Source organism: Paralimibaculum aggregatum (assembly GCF_030270585.1).
In the GTDB taxonomy this organism is placed as follows: Bacteria; Pseudomonadota; Alphaproteobacteria; order Rhodobacterales; family Rhodobacteraceae; genus Thermohalobaculum; species Thermohalobaculum aggregatum.
In genome coordinates this window covers 149,477-163,624 of sequence record NZ_BSYI01000003.1, presented here as the reverse complement: position 1 = coordinate 163,624, position 14,148 = coordinate 149,477, and the positions used below count along the sequence as shown (strand labels likewise).

Genomic DNA, 14,148 nt, shown 5'->3' with positions numbered 1-14,148 from the left:
CTCAATCTTTCCGGGTCAATCTTTCCGGGCGGCGCGCGCCGCCTTCCTCGCCGCGAGCACCTGGCGCAGCCGCGCCGCCGCGCCCTCGCGGTTCTGCTGCGGCGCGCGGCCGATGGCCAGCGCCTCCGCCGGCACGTCGCGCGTGACCGTGGTGGCGGTGGCGACATAGGCCCCCGGCGCCACAGTGACCGGCGCCACCAGCGAGGAATTGGTGCCGATGAAGGCCCCCGCCCCGATCTCGGTGCGGTGCTTGTTCACCCCGTCATAGTTGCAGGTGATGGTGCCCGCGCCGATGTTCGCGCCGGCGCCCACCGTGGCATCGCCGAGATAGCTCAGATGGTTGGCCTTGGCGCCCGCGCCTATCTCGGCATTCTTGACCTCGACGAAGTTGCCGATGCGCACGTCCTCGGCCAGTCGGGTGCCCGGGCGCAGCCGGGCATAGGGGCCGATGACGGCGCCGGGGCCCACCTCCGCGCCCTCGAGATGCGAGAAGGCCCGGATCCGCGCGCCCTCGGCCACCCGCACGCCGGGGCCGAAGACCACGTTGGGCTCCACCACCACATCCGGGGCGAGCACCGTGTCATGGGCGAAGAACACCGTCTCCGGCGCGGTCAGCGTGGCGCCGGCCGCCATCGCCGCGGCGCGCGCGCCGGCCTGGAACACCGCCTCCGCCGCAGCCAGCCCGGCACGGTCGTTGATGCCGAGGGTCTCCGCCTCCGGGCAGAGCACGAGGCCGACCGTGCGGCCCTCGCCGCGGGCCAGCCCCACCAGATCGGTGAGGTAATACTCGCCCTGCGCGTTCTCGGTGGAGAGGCTGCCGAGCAGGCGCAGCATGGTCGCGCAATCCCCCGCCATCACGCCGGAATTGCAGACCCGGATCGCCAGTTCCTCCGGCGTCGCATCTTTGGCCTCGACGATGCGTTCGAGCCCCGCCGGCCCGGTGACCAGCCGGCCATAGCGGCCGGGCTCCGCCGCCTCGAAGCCGAGCACCGCGAGGTCGTGGCGCTCCAGCGCCGCCGCCATCGCCGCCAGCGTCTCCGGCCGCACGAAGGGCGTGTCGCCGAACATCACCAGCAGCCGCCCCTCGAAGCCCGACAGCGCCGGCGCCGCGGCACGCAGCGCATCGCCGGTGCCGCGCTGGCTCTCCTGCAGGCAGACCGCGACATCGGGCGCCGCCGCCCGCGCCGCCTCCGCCACCGCCTCGGCGCCATGGCCCACCACCACCGCGAGGCGACGCGGCGCGAGGCTCAGCGCCGACCGCATGGCATGGACGAGCATCGGTGCATGGCCGATCTCGTGCAGCACCTTGGGCCGGGAGGAGCGCATGCGCGTGCCCTTCCCCGCCGCGAGTATCGCCACCGCGACCGGTCGCTCCGTCCCGTCGCCCGCCCGTCCGCGGCCTGCCGCCGTCATGTCCTGCTCGATCATGGCGCCCGTATATCCCCGGGCCTCGCGGCTGCAAAGCCGCCGCGGCGCCGCGCGCCTTCAGTTCGTGTTTCAGAAGATTGCGAAAGATGGTTAAGAAGCCGTCAACGCAGGCCGACAGGGGAGCAGACATGCGCGGCGCCATCTTCGATCTCGACGGAACCCTCGCCGATACCGCGGGCGACCTGCTCGCCGCGGCCAATGCGGCGCTGGCGCCGGCCGGGCTGCCGCTGCTCGATCCGGGCGCCGACAAGCCCTATGCCGGGCGCGGCGGGCGGCAGATGATCCGCCGCTCGCTGGTGCTGGCCGGGCGCGACCCGGACGGCGCCGACGAACGGGCGCTGACCGACGCGCTCTATCCCGATCTGCTGGCGGCCTACGAGACCCGCATCGCCGAGGAGACCCGCCTCTTCGACGGCGTCGAGGCCTGCCTCGACGCACTGGTGGCGGCGGGCTGGCGCGTCGGCATCTGCACCAACAAGCCGGAGCGGCTGGCGCTGATCCTGCTCGACCGGCTCGGCGTGCTCGGCCGCTTCGGCGCGGTGCTGGGGGCCGACACGCTGCCGGTGCGCAAGCCCGACCCGGAGCATTTTCGCGAGACCGCCCGGCGCATCGGCGCCGACCCCGCCCGCTCGGTGATGCTCGGCGACACCCGCACCGATCTCGACACCGCCCGCGCCGCCGGGGCGCCGGTGGTGCTCACCGCCTTCGGCTTCGCCGCCGAGCCGCTCGACGAGCTGGCACCGGATCACGTGATCGGCCATTACCGCGAGGCGCCCGAGGTACTGGAGCTGCTGATGCCGGCCTGAGCCCGAAACGCCCGCCGGGCCGGAGGCACTGCCGGTCCGGTCCCGCCGCTCCCCCGGTCCTGCGCCGTGCGGCGGCTCGGCGGGGAAACCCGCCCTTGGGGGCCGGCGCGAGAGCCCGACCGCTCACCCTGCCAGGACCATGCCGGATCGACAACAGGGAGCACGGCGCCCGCGCGGTCAGATCGCCCCCGGCGACTTCAACGCCGCCGCCTTGGCCTGCGCCGCCAGCGCCTCCTGCCAGGGCCGGGCGAGCTCGGCCAGCAGCGCATCCCGCGACAGCGCCGCCGGGGGCATCCTGCCCGTGAGCCGCTCGCCCAGAGCCCGCAGCTCCGCCTTGCGCATCCCCCGGTCCGCCGCCAGCGCATCGAGCGCCGCGAGCGCGTCCTCCGGCCCGGCGGCCTCGAGCCGCGCCGCCCAGGCCTTCACCTGTGCCGCATCGGCCCCGCTCATTCCTCCTCCAGCTCCTCGGCGAAGGAGGGGGCGAAGCGCCCGATCCGCGCCCCCAGCCGGTCGAGCTCCGGGCGCACCGAGGGTTCGGTGCGATAGGCCAGCCCGCGCCCCGCGGCGCGCTGGAAGCCCGACATGTTGGGCAGGATGGCGTCGCGCAGGAACAGCCCCGGCGGCTCGCCGCGCATTGCCAGCATCCGGTCGATCTCGGCCACCGCGGCCAGTTCCGCCCGGCTCATCCGCTCGGTCGACCAGGTCTTCTGCATGCCGAGGATGCGATAGCGCTGCACCGGTGGCAGCGGGCGCGGGCGCAGCGCATCGAGCGTTGCCAGGAAGCTCTGCACCGCCTCCGTCGAGAGCCCGTTGAGCTGCGTCGGGATCACCAGATGCGTCGCCGCGCAGAGCGCGTTGACGAGGCTCAGCGTCACCCGCGGCGGCGTGTCGATGATCACCCGGTCATAGATCGTCTGCACCCGCGGCGCGAGCAGCAGCGAAGCCAGGCGATAGCGGACATCGCCGGGCTCCAGCCCCAGCAGCCAGCGGAACAGCAGCCGGCTCTCCTCGTTGAGCAGCGGATAGGAGGCATCGATCACGCCGGAATTGCTCTCCGCCCCGGCCATCGGGAAGACCTTCGGCATCTCGCCGCGCAGCAGCGTCCGCGCGCCCGGCGCGCCAAAGTCCCGCCCCCGCGCATCGCCGCCCAGCGCCATCGCGGTCAGCGAGCCCTGGTAGTCGAGATCGATCAGCAGCACCCGCTCGCCGCGGGCATCGAACCAGGCCGCGAGATTGGCCGCCAGCGTGGTCTTGCCGACACCGCCCTTCAGATTGGCCGCGGCGATGATCGGGATGCTCTCGGCCATGCGTTCGGCATAGCCGTCCGGCGGCTCGAAAGGGGTGCGGGTCCAGACCTCGCTGGCACCGTCCGCCAGGGTGACGAAACGCTCGAGCGCCGCCTCCGCCGCATCGCGCTGGCCGGTGACGCTCTCCAGCTCGTCCTCCGCCGCCTCGAGCTTCGCGCTCAGCGTGCCGATATCGGCCGAGCGGCGCATCAGCGCGAGGATCAGCACCGCGATGCAGCCGATCACCAGCACGAAGATCCCGGCGACGGCCACCAGCAGCAGCACCGCCGAGGGCGTCAGCGTCGCCATCAGTAGCTCGATCCGGTCCACGCCCCCTCCGTCGCCGGCCCCTGGTCAGGGCGCCGAGCCTAGCGCCGCCGCCGGGCGGAGGCCAGACGGCTGTGACCGGATGCCGGCCCGCCGGCCGCAGCGGGTCGGCCGCCCCGCCATCCGGCCGCTTCGGGACCGGGCGCAGGGGCTGGCAGGGCCGTCAGGCGAGCCGAAGGCTGCGGCGGCGCGATCCGCTCGCCCGGCATTGCCGGCCCGCCCGGCAGCAGGCGCCGGATCAGAACCCCTGCCGGCTGCGGATCGTGTCGACCGCGCGCAGCACCATGGCCAGCACGGTTCTGAGGTTCGCCTGGCCGCGGCTGCGCGCCCGGATCAGCAGATCGAGCCGCGCCAGCGCCACCGATGTCGCGATCGCCGCGGGGTGGCGGAAGGCCAGCGGCGCGAGCCGCAGCAGCCCGGCCCGCTCCAGCGCCGCGGCGAGCTGCCCGGCCGGCGCATCGGCCTGCAGCACCAGGCACATCGTCGCCGGGCGGATCTCGATCCGCGTGACCCCGGGAAAGGCCCGCAAGGCCGCGGCCAGCGCCGCCAGTTCCTCCGGCCCGCCGGCTCCGAGCAACCGCAGCCTGAGGCGCCCGCCGGCCCGGTGCAGCACCGCCGCATCCGCCGCCTGGGGCTGCACCGCCGCGCCGCCCGAGACCGCCCGGCCGGCCAGAACCTCCGGCAGCGGCCCCTGCCCGGCGCCGCGGCCCTCGGCCGCCGCCGCATCGGCGCGGATCTCCGCCAGCAGGTCCTCGATCACCTCGGCAGCCTCGGCCGCCGCGCGCAGCATCTCGCGCTGCATCGCCCGGTTCACCGACTGCCCGAGCGCCACCGCCTCGCGCCCCATGCGCAGGGCCGTCTGCGGCATCAGCATCGCCATGCCGAACGCCGCCGCCGAGCCGACCGCCAGTCCGCGTGTCCACATGCCGCCATCCTCCACCGGTATCCGGCGCGAGACTATCAGAGGTCCGGGGCGTCGTCAGCCCGCCGGAGGCTCAGACGGCGACCGCATGGCGCGGCCCGGTTGCCTGCGCCGCCGCGAGATGGGCATCGAAGGCCGCGGCGATCACCCGCAATGCCGGGCGCCCGCGCTCGGTGACGCTGAGCCGCCGGTCCTCGATCCGCGCAAGCCCGTCTTCGACGAAGCCGAGGCAGGCCGCCAGCTCGGCATCGAGCGCGCCCGGAGCCCGGCCATGGGCGGCGCAGAGATCGCCGAGATCGACCTCCATCGCGCACATCAGCTCGAGGATCACCGCCCTGCGCAGCCGGTCCTCCGGCGTCAGCGCGACGCCGCGGGCCACCGGCAGCCGCCCCCCGCGCACCACCCGCGCCCAGGCGCCGGTCTCGGAGATGTTCTGGTGATACCCTTCCGGCAGCGCCGAGATCGCGGTCGCCCCCATGCCGATCACGGTCTCCACCGGATCGTCGGTGTAGCCCTGGAAGTTGCGCACCAGCCGGCCTTCCTCGGCGGCACGGGTCAGCCCGTCGCCGGGGCGGGCGAAATGGTCGAGCCCGATGCGCCGGTAGCCCCCCTCCACCAGCATATCCGCCGCGCGGGTGGCCTGGGCAAAGCGCTCCTCGGCCCCCGGCAGCGCCTGCTCCGGCAACATCCGCTGGCGCTTCGCCATCCAGGGTACATGGGCATAGCCGAAGAGCGCGATGCGGCTCGGCGCGAGGCCGAGGGTCAGGCGGATGGTCTCGGAGATCGTCTCGACGCTCTGGTGCGGAAGCCCGTAGATCAGGTCGAAATTGATCGCCTCGATCCCAGCGCCGCGCAGCGTCTCCACCACCCGGGCGACGATGTCGTAGGGCTGGATGCGGTTGACCGCCGCCTGCACCTTCGGGTCGAACTCCTGCACCCCGAGCGAGACCCGCCCGACGCCGAGCGCCGCCAGCCGCCGCGGCAGCCCCTCCGGCACGTTGCGCGGGTCGAGCTCGAAGGCGATCTCGGCATCCGGCGCCAGGTCGAAGCGCGCGCGAACCTCCGCCATGATCGCCTCGATGGCGGCGAAGGGGAGCGAGGTCGGCGTGCCGCCGCCCCAGTGCACCCGCACCACCCGCTGCCGCCGGCCCAGCGCCGCCGCCACCAGCGCGATCTCGGCGCGCAGGTCGTCGGCATAGGCAAGCAGCGGCTCGGGCCGCCGGCCGAGCTTCATGTTGCAGGCGCAGTACCAGCAGATCTGCGCGCAGAACGGCACATGGAGATAGAGCGACACCGCCTCGCCCTCGGGGATCGCCGAGAGCCAGCCCGCGGCGGTATCCGAGCCTACCTCGGGGCCGAACTGCGCCGCGGTGGGATAGCTCGTGTAGCGGGGCGCGCGGGCCTGCGCGCATCTGAGAACAGCCTGGTCCATGCCGCCGTTCTAGGCGCGCGCCGGGGGGCCGTCCTTGATCGGGATCAAGCCCGCGGGGGCTTTGCTGGCCGGCCGCGCGCCGGTCCGCACACGCACCGGCGCCCATGCCGGCCAAGGCGGGATGCATGCCTGCCGGCGGCCGCCTCACCGCCACCGCTGCCTTGAGCGCCGGTGGCCAGCCATGCATCTGCGCCGTCTGCAACCCGTCCTGCCGATCGGCGAACGGGCGCACGATGGCCGCCTCCCCGGCAAGCTCGGGCGCGAGCAACATCCCCCTCCGACCGCGTGATGCCGCGATGAATCGCCAGCGACGCGGCCAACTCCGAGCTCCCGTGCCGCCTGCACCGCGCGCCGAAGATGCACATCGCCGGCCATCCGCCGAGGGAACACGGCGAAGTGCGGCGGGGGCGGCGGCGCCAACCCGTGGGCGGCGAATCGCCCTGCCGCGCGATTTCCGGACCCGGCAGACGGAGTCGGAACGCGCGAAAGGAAGACTCCACAGCCGCAGGCAGTGCCGCGATTGCCACGTCGAGCCGCAGCGCGCGCAGGTTTGCACCGGGCAGCCGGTCGTTTCGCGCCGCGTCAGCCCGTGCCGTGCGATGTCCGGGTGGCCAGGCAGCCCGGAGAAGAGCGACGCGCGGGCAGGATTCGCACCGCCATCCGGAGCGAGCCCATTCGGTACAGCGCCGATGCGGGGTAGCCTCGCCTGGCCGCCTGGCGCGCGGGCGACGAGCACCAACAGGCCCGGGTTACCCGTCGGACGACCGAGGCCGGTGCAGACCTTCTGAGCCGGCAGCCTCAAAGTACGAGGCGACCGGCGCTGCCAAGCGGCAGCTATGTAGGCGAAGGAGCTTTCGCGGACGGATAAGGCGAGCGGCAGACCCCCGGCTGCGGGGACATGGGCTTTGGCACTGCGCTCGGGCGTCCGGCATGGAAGGGCTCGCGACACGGCCGGACCTCGCAAGACTGCTCCGGCGAAGTGCCCTCCGCAGCCCTGGTTACCATCCGACGCGCCCGGCCCGGCGGTTGCGGCGGCGCATGACCATCCTCCGCCCGGTCCCTGCGGCCGGAGGATGGCCGGCCCGGCTCAGCCGAGGCAGTCCTCGAGTGCCGTCGCCATCCCTTCGAGCACCGCACCATAGAGACCCGGCCCAGGCGCAAGCTCTGCACCGAGCGGATCGAGCCGGCCGAAGCGCGCCTCGCTGCCCTCGGCAACGGTGCCGATCAGCCGGTCGGAGAGCTGCGGCTCGGAGAAGATGCAGACCGCGCCCAGCTCCCGCACCCGCTCGCGCAGCGCCGCGAGGCGCGCCGCCCCCGGCGCGGCGGCATCGCTCAGCGCGATGGTGCCGGCCGCCGGCAGGTCGAACCGCGTCTCGAAATAGCGGTACGCGTCGTGGAACAGGATGTAGGGCCGGCCGCGCAGCGGCGCGAGGCGGGCCTCGAGGGATGCGGCATCCGCGGCGAGGCGGGCCTGCGCCTCGGCGGCATTGCGGCGATAGGCGGCGGCATTCTCCGGGTCGAGCTCGGCAAGCCGGCCGGCGATGGCACCGAGCCAGACACGGGCATTGTCCGGGTCGAGCCAGGCATGGGGGTCGGCGCCGTCGCCATGGTCGTGATGGTCGTCGCCGTGGTCATCGCCGTGATCATCGTCGTGGCCGTGCTCGTCATCCTCGTGGTCATGGCCCTCGCCGTCATGCTCGTCATGCTCGTCATGCTCGTCATGCTCGTGGCCGTCATCGTCGTCATCGCCCGCTTCGCCGCCGAAATGCGCGTGGTCGTGGGCCTCCGGATCGACCGGTAGCAAGCGGGTGCCCTCGACCTCGAGCAGCGTGAGCCGCGCGGCGGTGCCGGCGAGCGCGCCGGTCGCCCGGTCGAGCCAGGGCGTGAGCTCTGGCCCGATCCAGACCACGAGATCCGCATCGGCCAGCGCCGCCGCCTCGGAGGGCCGCATTGAATGGGCATGGGGCGAGGCATTCGCGGGCATGATCTGCACCGGCTCGGCAATCCCTGCGGTGACCTGGGAGACAAGGCTGTGCACCGGCGGGATGTCGGTGACGACCCGCGGCGGGCCGGCCGCCGCGGCCTGCGCCGCGAGGACGGTCGCGGCAGCGGCGAGGATGGCAAGGCGAGGGCGGCGGGCGGCAGCGATCATCGGGACCTCCGGCTGGTGCACATGCAGGCCGCGGGGGGGCATTGCCCGCGGCAGAAGAACCCAGTAAATGTTATATCATCACAATGCAACGAGTACCCGTATGCCACCCTCTCCGAATCCCGCTGCCGCCGCCGAGATCCACCTGCACGCGCCGCCCTCCACGGATCCGCCCGCGGCGGAGGCGCTGATCCGGCTCGCCGGCGTCACGGTGGCGCTCGGCGGGCGGCCGGTGCTGCACGGGGTCGATCTCGCCGTCGCGCCGGGGGAGATCCTGACGGTGCTCGGCCCCAACGGATCGGGCAAGTCGACGCTGCTGCGCACGCTGATCGGCGCGGTGCGCCCGGCGCGCGGCACGGTCTGGCGGCGGCCGGGGCTGCGCCTCGGCTATGTGCCCCAGCGCCTCGCGATCGATGCCACCATGCCGCTGACGGTCGACCGTTTCCTCTCGCTGCCGGTGCGCCGCCCGCGCGCCGACAAGGCTGCGGCGCTCGCGGAAGTGGGGCTCGGCGCCCTCGGCCGGCGCCAGCTGACCGAGCTCTCCGGCGGGCAGTTCCAGCGGGTGCTGCTGGCGCGGGCGCTGCTCGGCCGGCCGGAGGTGCTACTGCTCGACGAGCCGACCCAGGCGCTCGACCAGCCCGGCACGGCGCAGTTCTACCGGCTGATCGCCGATATCCGGGCACGACTCGGCTGCGCGGTGGTGATGGTGAGCCACGACCTGCATGTGGTGATGAGCGCCTCCGACCGGGTGATCTGCGTCAACGGCCATATCTGCTGCGAGGGCACCCCCGCGGTGGTCTCCTCGGCGCCGGAATACCGCGCGCTGTTCGGCCTCGGCACCGCGGGGGCGCTGGCGCTCTATCGCCATGCCCATGACCACGGGCACGACCATGCGCACGATCACGGGCATGACCACACGCACGACCATGCACACGACCATGCGCGCGAGGCGCCCCGGTCGCGGGCCGCGGCGCCGGAGGAGACGCCGTGAGCCTCGCCCCACTGCTCGACGATTTCCTCGTGCGCGCGGCGCTCGCCGGGCTCGGCGTGGCGCTGGCGGCGGGGCCGCTCGGCTGTTTCGTGGTGTGGCGGCGGATGGCCTATTTCGGCGACGCCACCGCCCATGCCGCGCTGCTCGGCGTGGCGCTGGCGCTGGCGCTCGAGATATCCATCACCCTCGGCGTGCTCGCGGCGGCGACGGCCATGGCCTTCGCGGTGAGCGCGCTCTCGGGGCGGCGCCTGGCGATGGACACGGCGCTCGGCGTCGCGGCCCATGCGGCGCTGGCGGCGGGGCTCGTCGCGGTGGCGCTGATCGCGCCACGGGGGCTCGATCTCGAGGCCTATCTCTTCGGCGAGATCCTTGCCGTCACCCGCGCCGACCTGGCGGCGATCTGGGGCGGCGGCGCGGCGGTTCTGGCGGTGCTCGCCTGGCGCTGGGCGCCGCTGCTGACCGCCACGCTGAGCCCCGACCTCGCCCATGCCGGCGGCATCGACCCGCGCGCCGAGCGCATCGGGCTGACGCTGATGATCGCGGTGGTGGTGGCGGTGGCGCTCAAGGTGGTCGGGGCGCTGCTGATCACCGCGATGCTGATCGTGCCGGCCGCCGCGGCGCGGCCGCTGGTGCGCACGCCGGAGGCGATGGCGGCGGCGGCGGCGCTGATCGGGGCGCTGGCGGCGCTGGCCGGGCTCTGGGCCTCGTTCCGCTGGGACACGCCGACCGGCCCGACCATCGTGAGCGTGGCCGCCGGGCTGTTCCTGCTGAGCGCGATCGGGGCCGGCATCTGGGCGATCGTCGCCGGGCGCATCGGCACCGGCCGCGGCGAGGGCTTGCGCGGCGAGGGCTGACGCGCGACACAATCCCCGAGGCAAGCGTCGGGTGGGTATGAGCGAAGGTCCGCGGGTTCTGTTTCTCGAGCCCCTGTTTCCCCGCATGGGGGGCGGGCAGATCGTCGGGCTGTGGATGCTGCAGGCGCTGCGCGGCTGGGCCGAGCCGACCCTGCTGAGCTGGTCGCGGCCCGACTTCGCGTCGCTCGACGCCTTCGCCGGCACCGATCTCGCCGCCGCCGGTATCCGCGTCCTGCGCCCCTCCCCCGGCCTCCGCGCGTTCGGCGATGCGCTGGACGCGCTCGACCCGGACCCCTTCAGCATCCAGCGCATGGCGCTGCTCGAACGCATCGCCCGCCGGATGGGGCCGGCCTACGACATCCTGCTGAGCTGCTCCAACGAGCGCGACATGGGCGGGCGCGGGGTGCAGTACATCCACTATCCCCATCTCGGCGAGATCCATGTCGAGGGCATGCCGCCGCGCCTGCGCCGGGGCCAGCGCTGGCGTCCCTGGCGGCTGGTCTCGGGCTTCGAGATCGCGCGCATGTCGGCGAACCTGACGCTGGCCAATTCCGACTGGACCGCCGAACGCTTCGGCCGCATCTACGGCCGGTTGCCCGAAACGCTGTATCCGCCGGTGCCGGGAGACTTTCCCCGGCGGCCCTGGGCGGCGCGCGACGACGCGGCGATCTGTGTCGGCCGGATCGCCGACGACAAGCGGCTCGACCGGATCATCGCGGCGGTGGCCGCGCTGCGCGAGCGCCATCCGGGCTTCCGCCTGCGCATCGCCGGCACGCTCGACACCGTCGCGCCGGCCCGCATGATGGTGGAACGGGCGGCCGCCGAGCATCCCTGGATCGAGCTGCATTTCGATCTGCCGCGCGATGCGCTCTGCGCGCTGATGGCCGCCTCGAAGATCGGCATCCATGCCAAGGAGGACGAGCATTTCGGCATCGCCGTGGCCGAGATGCTGCGGGCCGGCTGCCTGACCTTCGCCCATGACAGCGGCGGGCAGGTGGAGATCCTCGGCCGCGCGCCGGAACTGCTGTTCCGCACGCCCGACGAGGCGGCCGGGAAGATGGCCCGCGCGCTGGCGGACGACGCGCTGCGCGAGCGGCTGCTGGCGGCGCTGGCGGCGCGGGCGCCGCTGTTCACGCCGGAGCGGTTCTGCGCCGCCTTCCGGGGCGTGCTCGAACGCTTTCTCGCCGAACGCCCGGCCGGCGCCGCGGCTCGCCGGGGCGCCGCGTGACCAGCTCGCCCGGCCTGCGCGGCGCGCTCCTGCTCAACGGCGCGGCGCTGGCGGGGCTGGCGCTGCGCCTCGGGCATCTGGTGATCGTCGCCCGCCTGGTGCCGCCCGAGGCGGTGGGGCTCGCGGCGATGGCCTGGGCGGTGGCCTTCATGGTCGGCAACTTCACCGATATGGGGATGTCGAGCGCGCTGGTGCGCGAGACGCGCGATACCGCCGATCTGGCGCCGCTGGCCGCGAGCGTGTTCTGGCTGCAGGCCGGCGTCGGCCTCGCGCTTGCGGCGGCGGTGGCGCTCGCCGCCGGGCCGCTCGCCGCGGTCTATGACGAGCCCCGCGCCGCGCCGCTGATCCTGCTGGCCGCGGTGATGATCCCGGCCGGCGCGATGGCCGCGGTGCCCTGGTCGCTGCTGCAGCGGGCGCAGCGCTTCGGCCGGATCGCGCTCTGCGACACCGCCGCGCAGGCGATCGCCACGGCGGTCTCGCTGGCGCTGGCCTGGGCCGGCCACGGGGCGACGGCGCTGGTGATGCTGCTGGTCGTCCAGTATCCGCTGCGCGCCGGCCTCCTGCTGGCGGCGGCGGGGTTCCGGCCGCGGTTCCGGATCGACCGGGCGGAAATCGCGCGGATCTGGCCCTACAGCCGCAGCCTGCTCGGCGCGCAGATCCTCGGCATGGCGAGCCTGCAGATCGACCGGGCGGTGCTCGGCGCACGGCTCGGCGCGGCCGGGCTCGGGCTCTATCACCAGGGGCGCAACCTCGCGATGATGCCGCTGCAGCTGCTGGCCTGGGGGTCGGCGGCAGCGATGTTCCCGGTGTTCGCGCGCTATGGCGCCGACCGGGCGGGAATGGCGGCGGCCTATACCCTCGGCAGCCGGGTGCTGGCGGCGGCGGCCTTCCCGGTCTATGCCGGCATGGCGGCGCTGGCCGATCCGCTGGTCGCGGTGATGCTCGGCCGCGGCGCCGGGTGGGACTGGTCTCCGGTGGCCGCGCTGCTGCCGGTGATGGCGCTTGCCGGTGCGGTCAAGGGGGCGCTCGGCATGGTCGGCGCGGCGCTGATGGCGCTCGGCCGGTCGGACCGGATGATGGCGGGCGAGGCGGTGACGCTGGTGGCGATGGTGACGGGGATCTGGATCGGCGCCGGCTGGGGGCCGGAGGGCGCCGCCTGGGGCTATCTCGCGGCGGTGATCGTGCAGGGCGCCGTGATGGCCGGGCTGTCGCTGACGGCGCTCGGCCTCGGCGCCGGCGGCTGGCTCGCGGCGCTGGCGCGGCCGGGGCTCGCGGCGCTGGTCATGGGGATTGCCGTGCATCTGCTGGCCGGGCCGGCGGAGGCGCTGACCGGGAGCGAGGCGGCCGCGCTGGCGCTGCTGGTGCCGGGGGGCGCCTGTCTCTACGCCGTGCTGCTCGCGCTGATCGACCGCGACCTGATCCGGCGGGCCCTCGCGCTGGCGCTTCGGCGCGGCGCCGGCGCGGCCGGATGAGCGCCCCGATGCGCATTCTCCATCTGACACGCGACCTGCCCTGTCCGCCCGTCACCGGCGGGCAGATCCGCGATTTCGCGCTGATCCGGCGGATCGCGGCGCGCCACGAGGTCCGGCTGCTGGCCTTCTGCGAGACGGCGCCCGACCCGTCCGACATCGCCGCGATGGGCGGTATCTGCGCCTCGGCGGAGGCGATGGTGCGCCCGGCGCTCGGGCCGGCCGGGCTCGCGGCGCATCTGGCGCGGCACCTGGCCAAGCGCCGGCCGCTGGCCACGGCCCACTACGTCTATGCTCCGGTCGAGGCGCGGCTTCGCGCGATGATCGCGGAATCCCGGCCCGACATCCTGCAGATCGAGCATTCCCTGCTGGCGCCCTATGTCGAGGCGGTGCGGCGGGCGCCGGAGATCGCCACGGTGCTGTCGCTGCACAATGTCGGCGCGCTCCAGCATGGCCGCATCGCCGCCCTGCCCGGGCCCTGGCGGCGCCGCGCCGCCGAGCGGGCCAAGGCGCTCCTGATGCAGCGCTGGGAGGCGGAGTGGGCCAACCGGTTCGACCTTTCGGTCACCTGCTCCGAGGCGGATGCGGAGGCGCTGCGGGCGATCGGCGCGCGCGGGCGGATCGAACCGGTGCCGAACGGCGTCGAATTCGGGGATGCGATGCTGGCGCCGCCGCGGCCGGGGCCGCCGCGGCTGCTCTTCGTCGGCAACATGGTCTATCTGCCCAACATCGACGCGGCGCGGCATTTCGCGGCGGATGTGCTGCCGGCTGTGCGCACCGCCCTCCCCGGGGCGGTGTTCACGGTTGCCGGGCGCTCGCCGCCGCCGGACCTGATGGACGGGATCGACACCGCCGGCGTCGAGATCGTCGTCGACCCGGCCGAGATCCGCCCGCTCTACGAAGCCGCGAGCGCCGTGGTCGTGCCGCTGCGCGCCGGCGGCGGCACGCGGCACAAGATCATCGAGGCGATGGCATTCGGGCGGCCCGTGGTCAGCACGCCGCTGGGCGCCGAGGGGCTGGCGGTGGCCGATGGCCAGACGCTGCTGCTGGCCGGGCCCGCCGCGGACCAGGCGGCGGCGGTGATCCGGCTGCACCGGGAGCCCGCGCTGGCCGCCCGGCTGGTGACCGCAGGCCGGCAGCTTGCCGGGGAGCGCTATGACTGGGACCTGCTGGCGGACCGGCTCGAGGCGCTCTACCGAGGCCTTTCCGCGGCAGGATAGAGGGCCCCGGATCGTCTCCGGGACCCTGTTGGTGCG

General features: G+C 74.3%; 12 protein-coding genes. 6 read left to right on the top strand and 6 right to left on the bottom strand.

Features of this window, described 5'->3' with window-relative positions:
• Nucleotides 1-15: 15 nt before the first annotated feature.
• The gene (glmU, locus tag QSJ97_RS02960) at nucleotides 16-1,413 is read right to left on the bottom strand and encodes a bifunctional UDP-N-acetylglucosamine diphosphorylase/glucosamine-1-phosphate N-acetyltransferase GlmU (RefSeq protein ID WP_285670116.1); all 1,398 of its coding nucleotides are present in this window, start codon (nucleotides 1,411-1,413) and stop codon (nucleotides 16-18) included.
• A gap of 143 nt (nucleotides 1,414-1,556) precedes the next feature.
• On the opposite strand from glmU, the gene QSJ97_RS02955 reads away from it, so the two are divergent.
• The gene (locus tag QSJ97_RS02955; protein ID WP_285670050.1) at nucleotides 1,557-2,234 is read left to right on the top strand and encodes an HAD-IA family hydrolase; all 678 of its coding nucleotides are present in this window, start codon (nucleotides 1,557-1,559) and stop codon (nucleotides 2,232-2,234) included.
• 177 nt (nucleotides 2,235-2,411) lie between these two features.
• Here QSJ97_RS02955 and QSJ97_RS02950 read toward each other — a convergent pair whose 3' ends face one another.
• From QSJ97_RS02950 to QSJ97_RS02930, 5 genes are all read right to left on the bottom strand, one after another.
• Nucleotides 2,412-2,684 (bottom strand): hypothetical protein, encoded by a 273-nt coding sequence (locus QSJ97_RS02950; protein ID WP_285670049.1) that lies wholly within the window; start codon nucleotides 2,682-2,684, stop codon nucleotides 2,412-2,414.
• Nucleotides 2,681-3,850, bottom strand: coding sequence for a ParA family protein (locus QSJ97_RS02945; protein ID WP_285670048.1), 1,170 nt, complete (start codon nucleotides 3,848-3,850; stop codon nucleotides 2,681-2,683). Before QSJ97_RS02945 ends, QSJ97_RS02950 begins: the two co-directional genes overlap by 4 nt.
• A gap of 235 nt (nucleotides 3,851-4,085) precedes the next feature.
• Nucleotides 4,086-4,772, bottom strand: a complete 687-nt coding sequence (locus QSJ97_RS02940) for a hypothetical protein (RefSeq protein ID WP_285670047.1) — start codon at nucleotides 4,770-4,772, stop codon at nucleotides 4,086-4,088.
• A 70-nt stretch (nucleotides 4,773-4,842) separates the two neighbouring features.
• A complete protein-coding gene (gene hemN / locus QSJ97_RS02935) occupies nucleotides 4,843-6,201 on the bottom strand; it encodes an oxygen-independent coproporphyrinogen III oxidase (protein ID WP_285670046.1) in 1,359 nt (452 codons plus the stop codon).
• A 1,087-nt stretch (nucleotides 6,202-7,288) separates the two neighbouring features.
• On the bottom strand, nucleotides 7,289-8,353 hold the full coding sequence (locus QSJ97_RS02930) for a zinc ABC transporter substrate-binding protein (RefSeq protein WP_285670045.1): 1,065 nt from the start codon (nucleotides 8,351-8,353) through the stop codon (nucleotides 7,289-7,291).
• A gap of 100 nt (nucleotides 8,354-8,453) precedes the next feature.
• On the opposite strand from QSJ97_RS02930, the gene QSJ97_RS02925 reads away from it, so the two are divergent.
• From QSJ97_RS02925 to QSJ97_RS02905, 5 genes are read left to right on the top strand one after another with little or no spacing between them, the layout of a single operon-like run.
• Nucleotides 8,454-9,341, top strand: a complete 888-nt coding sequence (locus QSJ97_RS02925; protein ID WP_285670044.1) for a metal ABC transporter ATP-binding protein — start codon at nucleotides 8,454-8,456, stop codon at nucleotides 9,339-9,341.
• A gap of 11 nt (nucleotides 9,342-9,352) precedes the next feature.
• On the top strand, nucleotides 9,353-10,195 hold the full coding sequence (locus tag QSJ97_RS02920; protein WP_285670115.1) for a metal ABC transporter permease: 843 nt from the start codon (nucleotides 9,353-9,355) through the stop codon (nucleotides 10,193-10,195).
• Between the two features lie 37 nt (nucleotides 10,196-10,232).
• Nucleotides 10,233-11,423, top strand: coding sequence for a glycosyltransferase (locus QSJ97_RS02915; protein WP_285670043.1), 1,191 nt, complete (start codon nucleotides 10,233-10,235; stop codon nucleotides 11,421-11,423).
• Nucleotides 11,420-12,895, top strand: a complete 1,476-nt coding sequence (locus tag QSJ97_RS02910; protein WP_285670042.1) for an oligosaccharide flippase family protein — start codon at nucleotides 11,420-11,422, stop codon at nucleotides 12,893-12,895. The genes QSJ97_RS02915 and QSJ97_RS02910 overlap by 4 nt, the downstream gene beginning before the upstream one ends.
• Before the next feature lie 8 nt (nucleotides 12,896-12,903).
• Nucleotides 12,904-14,112 carry a glycosyltransferase family 4 protein gene (locus QSJ97_RS02905; protein WP_285670041.1) on the top strand — a complete coding sequence of 403 codons (1,209 nt, stop codon included), beginning with the start codon at nucleotides 12,904-12,906 and terminating at the stop codon, nucleotides 14,110-14,112.
• Nucleotides 14,113-14,148 lie beyond the last annotated feature (36 nt).

Coding starts and splice junctions, on each gene's coding strand:
- glmU (WP_285670116.1), bottom strand. CDS start 1,413: ATGACGGCGGCAGGCCGCGGACGGGCGGGCGACGGGACGGAGCGACCG.
- QSJ97_RS02955 (WP_285670050.1), top strand. CDS start 1,557: ATGCGCGGCGCCATCTTCGATCTCGACGGAACCCTCGCCGATACCGCG.
- QSJ97_RS02950 (WP_285670049.1), bottom strand. CDS start 2,684: ATGAGCGGGGCCGATGCGGCACAGGTGAAGGCCTGGGCGGCGCGGCTC.
- QSJ97_RS02940 (WP_285670047.1), bottom strand. CDS start 4,772: ATGTGGACACGCGGACTGGCGGTCGGCTCGGCGGCGGCGTTCGGCATG.
- hemN (WP_285670046.1), bottom strand. CDS start 6,201: ATGGACCAGGCTGTTCTCAGATGCGCGCAGGCCCGCGCGCCCCGCTAC.
- QSJ97_RS02930 (WP_285670045.1), bottom strand. CDS start 8,353: ATGATCGCTGCCGCCCGCCGCCCTCGCCTTGCCATCCTCGCCGCTGCC.
- QSJ97_RS02925 (WP_285670044.1), top strand. CDS start 8,454: ATGCCACCCTCTCCGAATCCCGCTGCCGCCGCCGAGATCCACCTGCAC.
- QSJ97_RS02915 (WP_285670043.1), top strand. CDS start 10,233: ATGAGCGAAGGTCCGCGGGTTCTGTTTCTCGAGCCCCTGTTTCCCCGC.
- QSJ97_RS02905 (WP_285670041.1), top strand. CDS start 12,904: ATGCGCATTCTCCATCTGACACGCGACCTGCCCTGTCCGCCCGTCACC.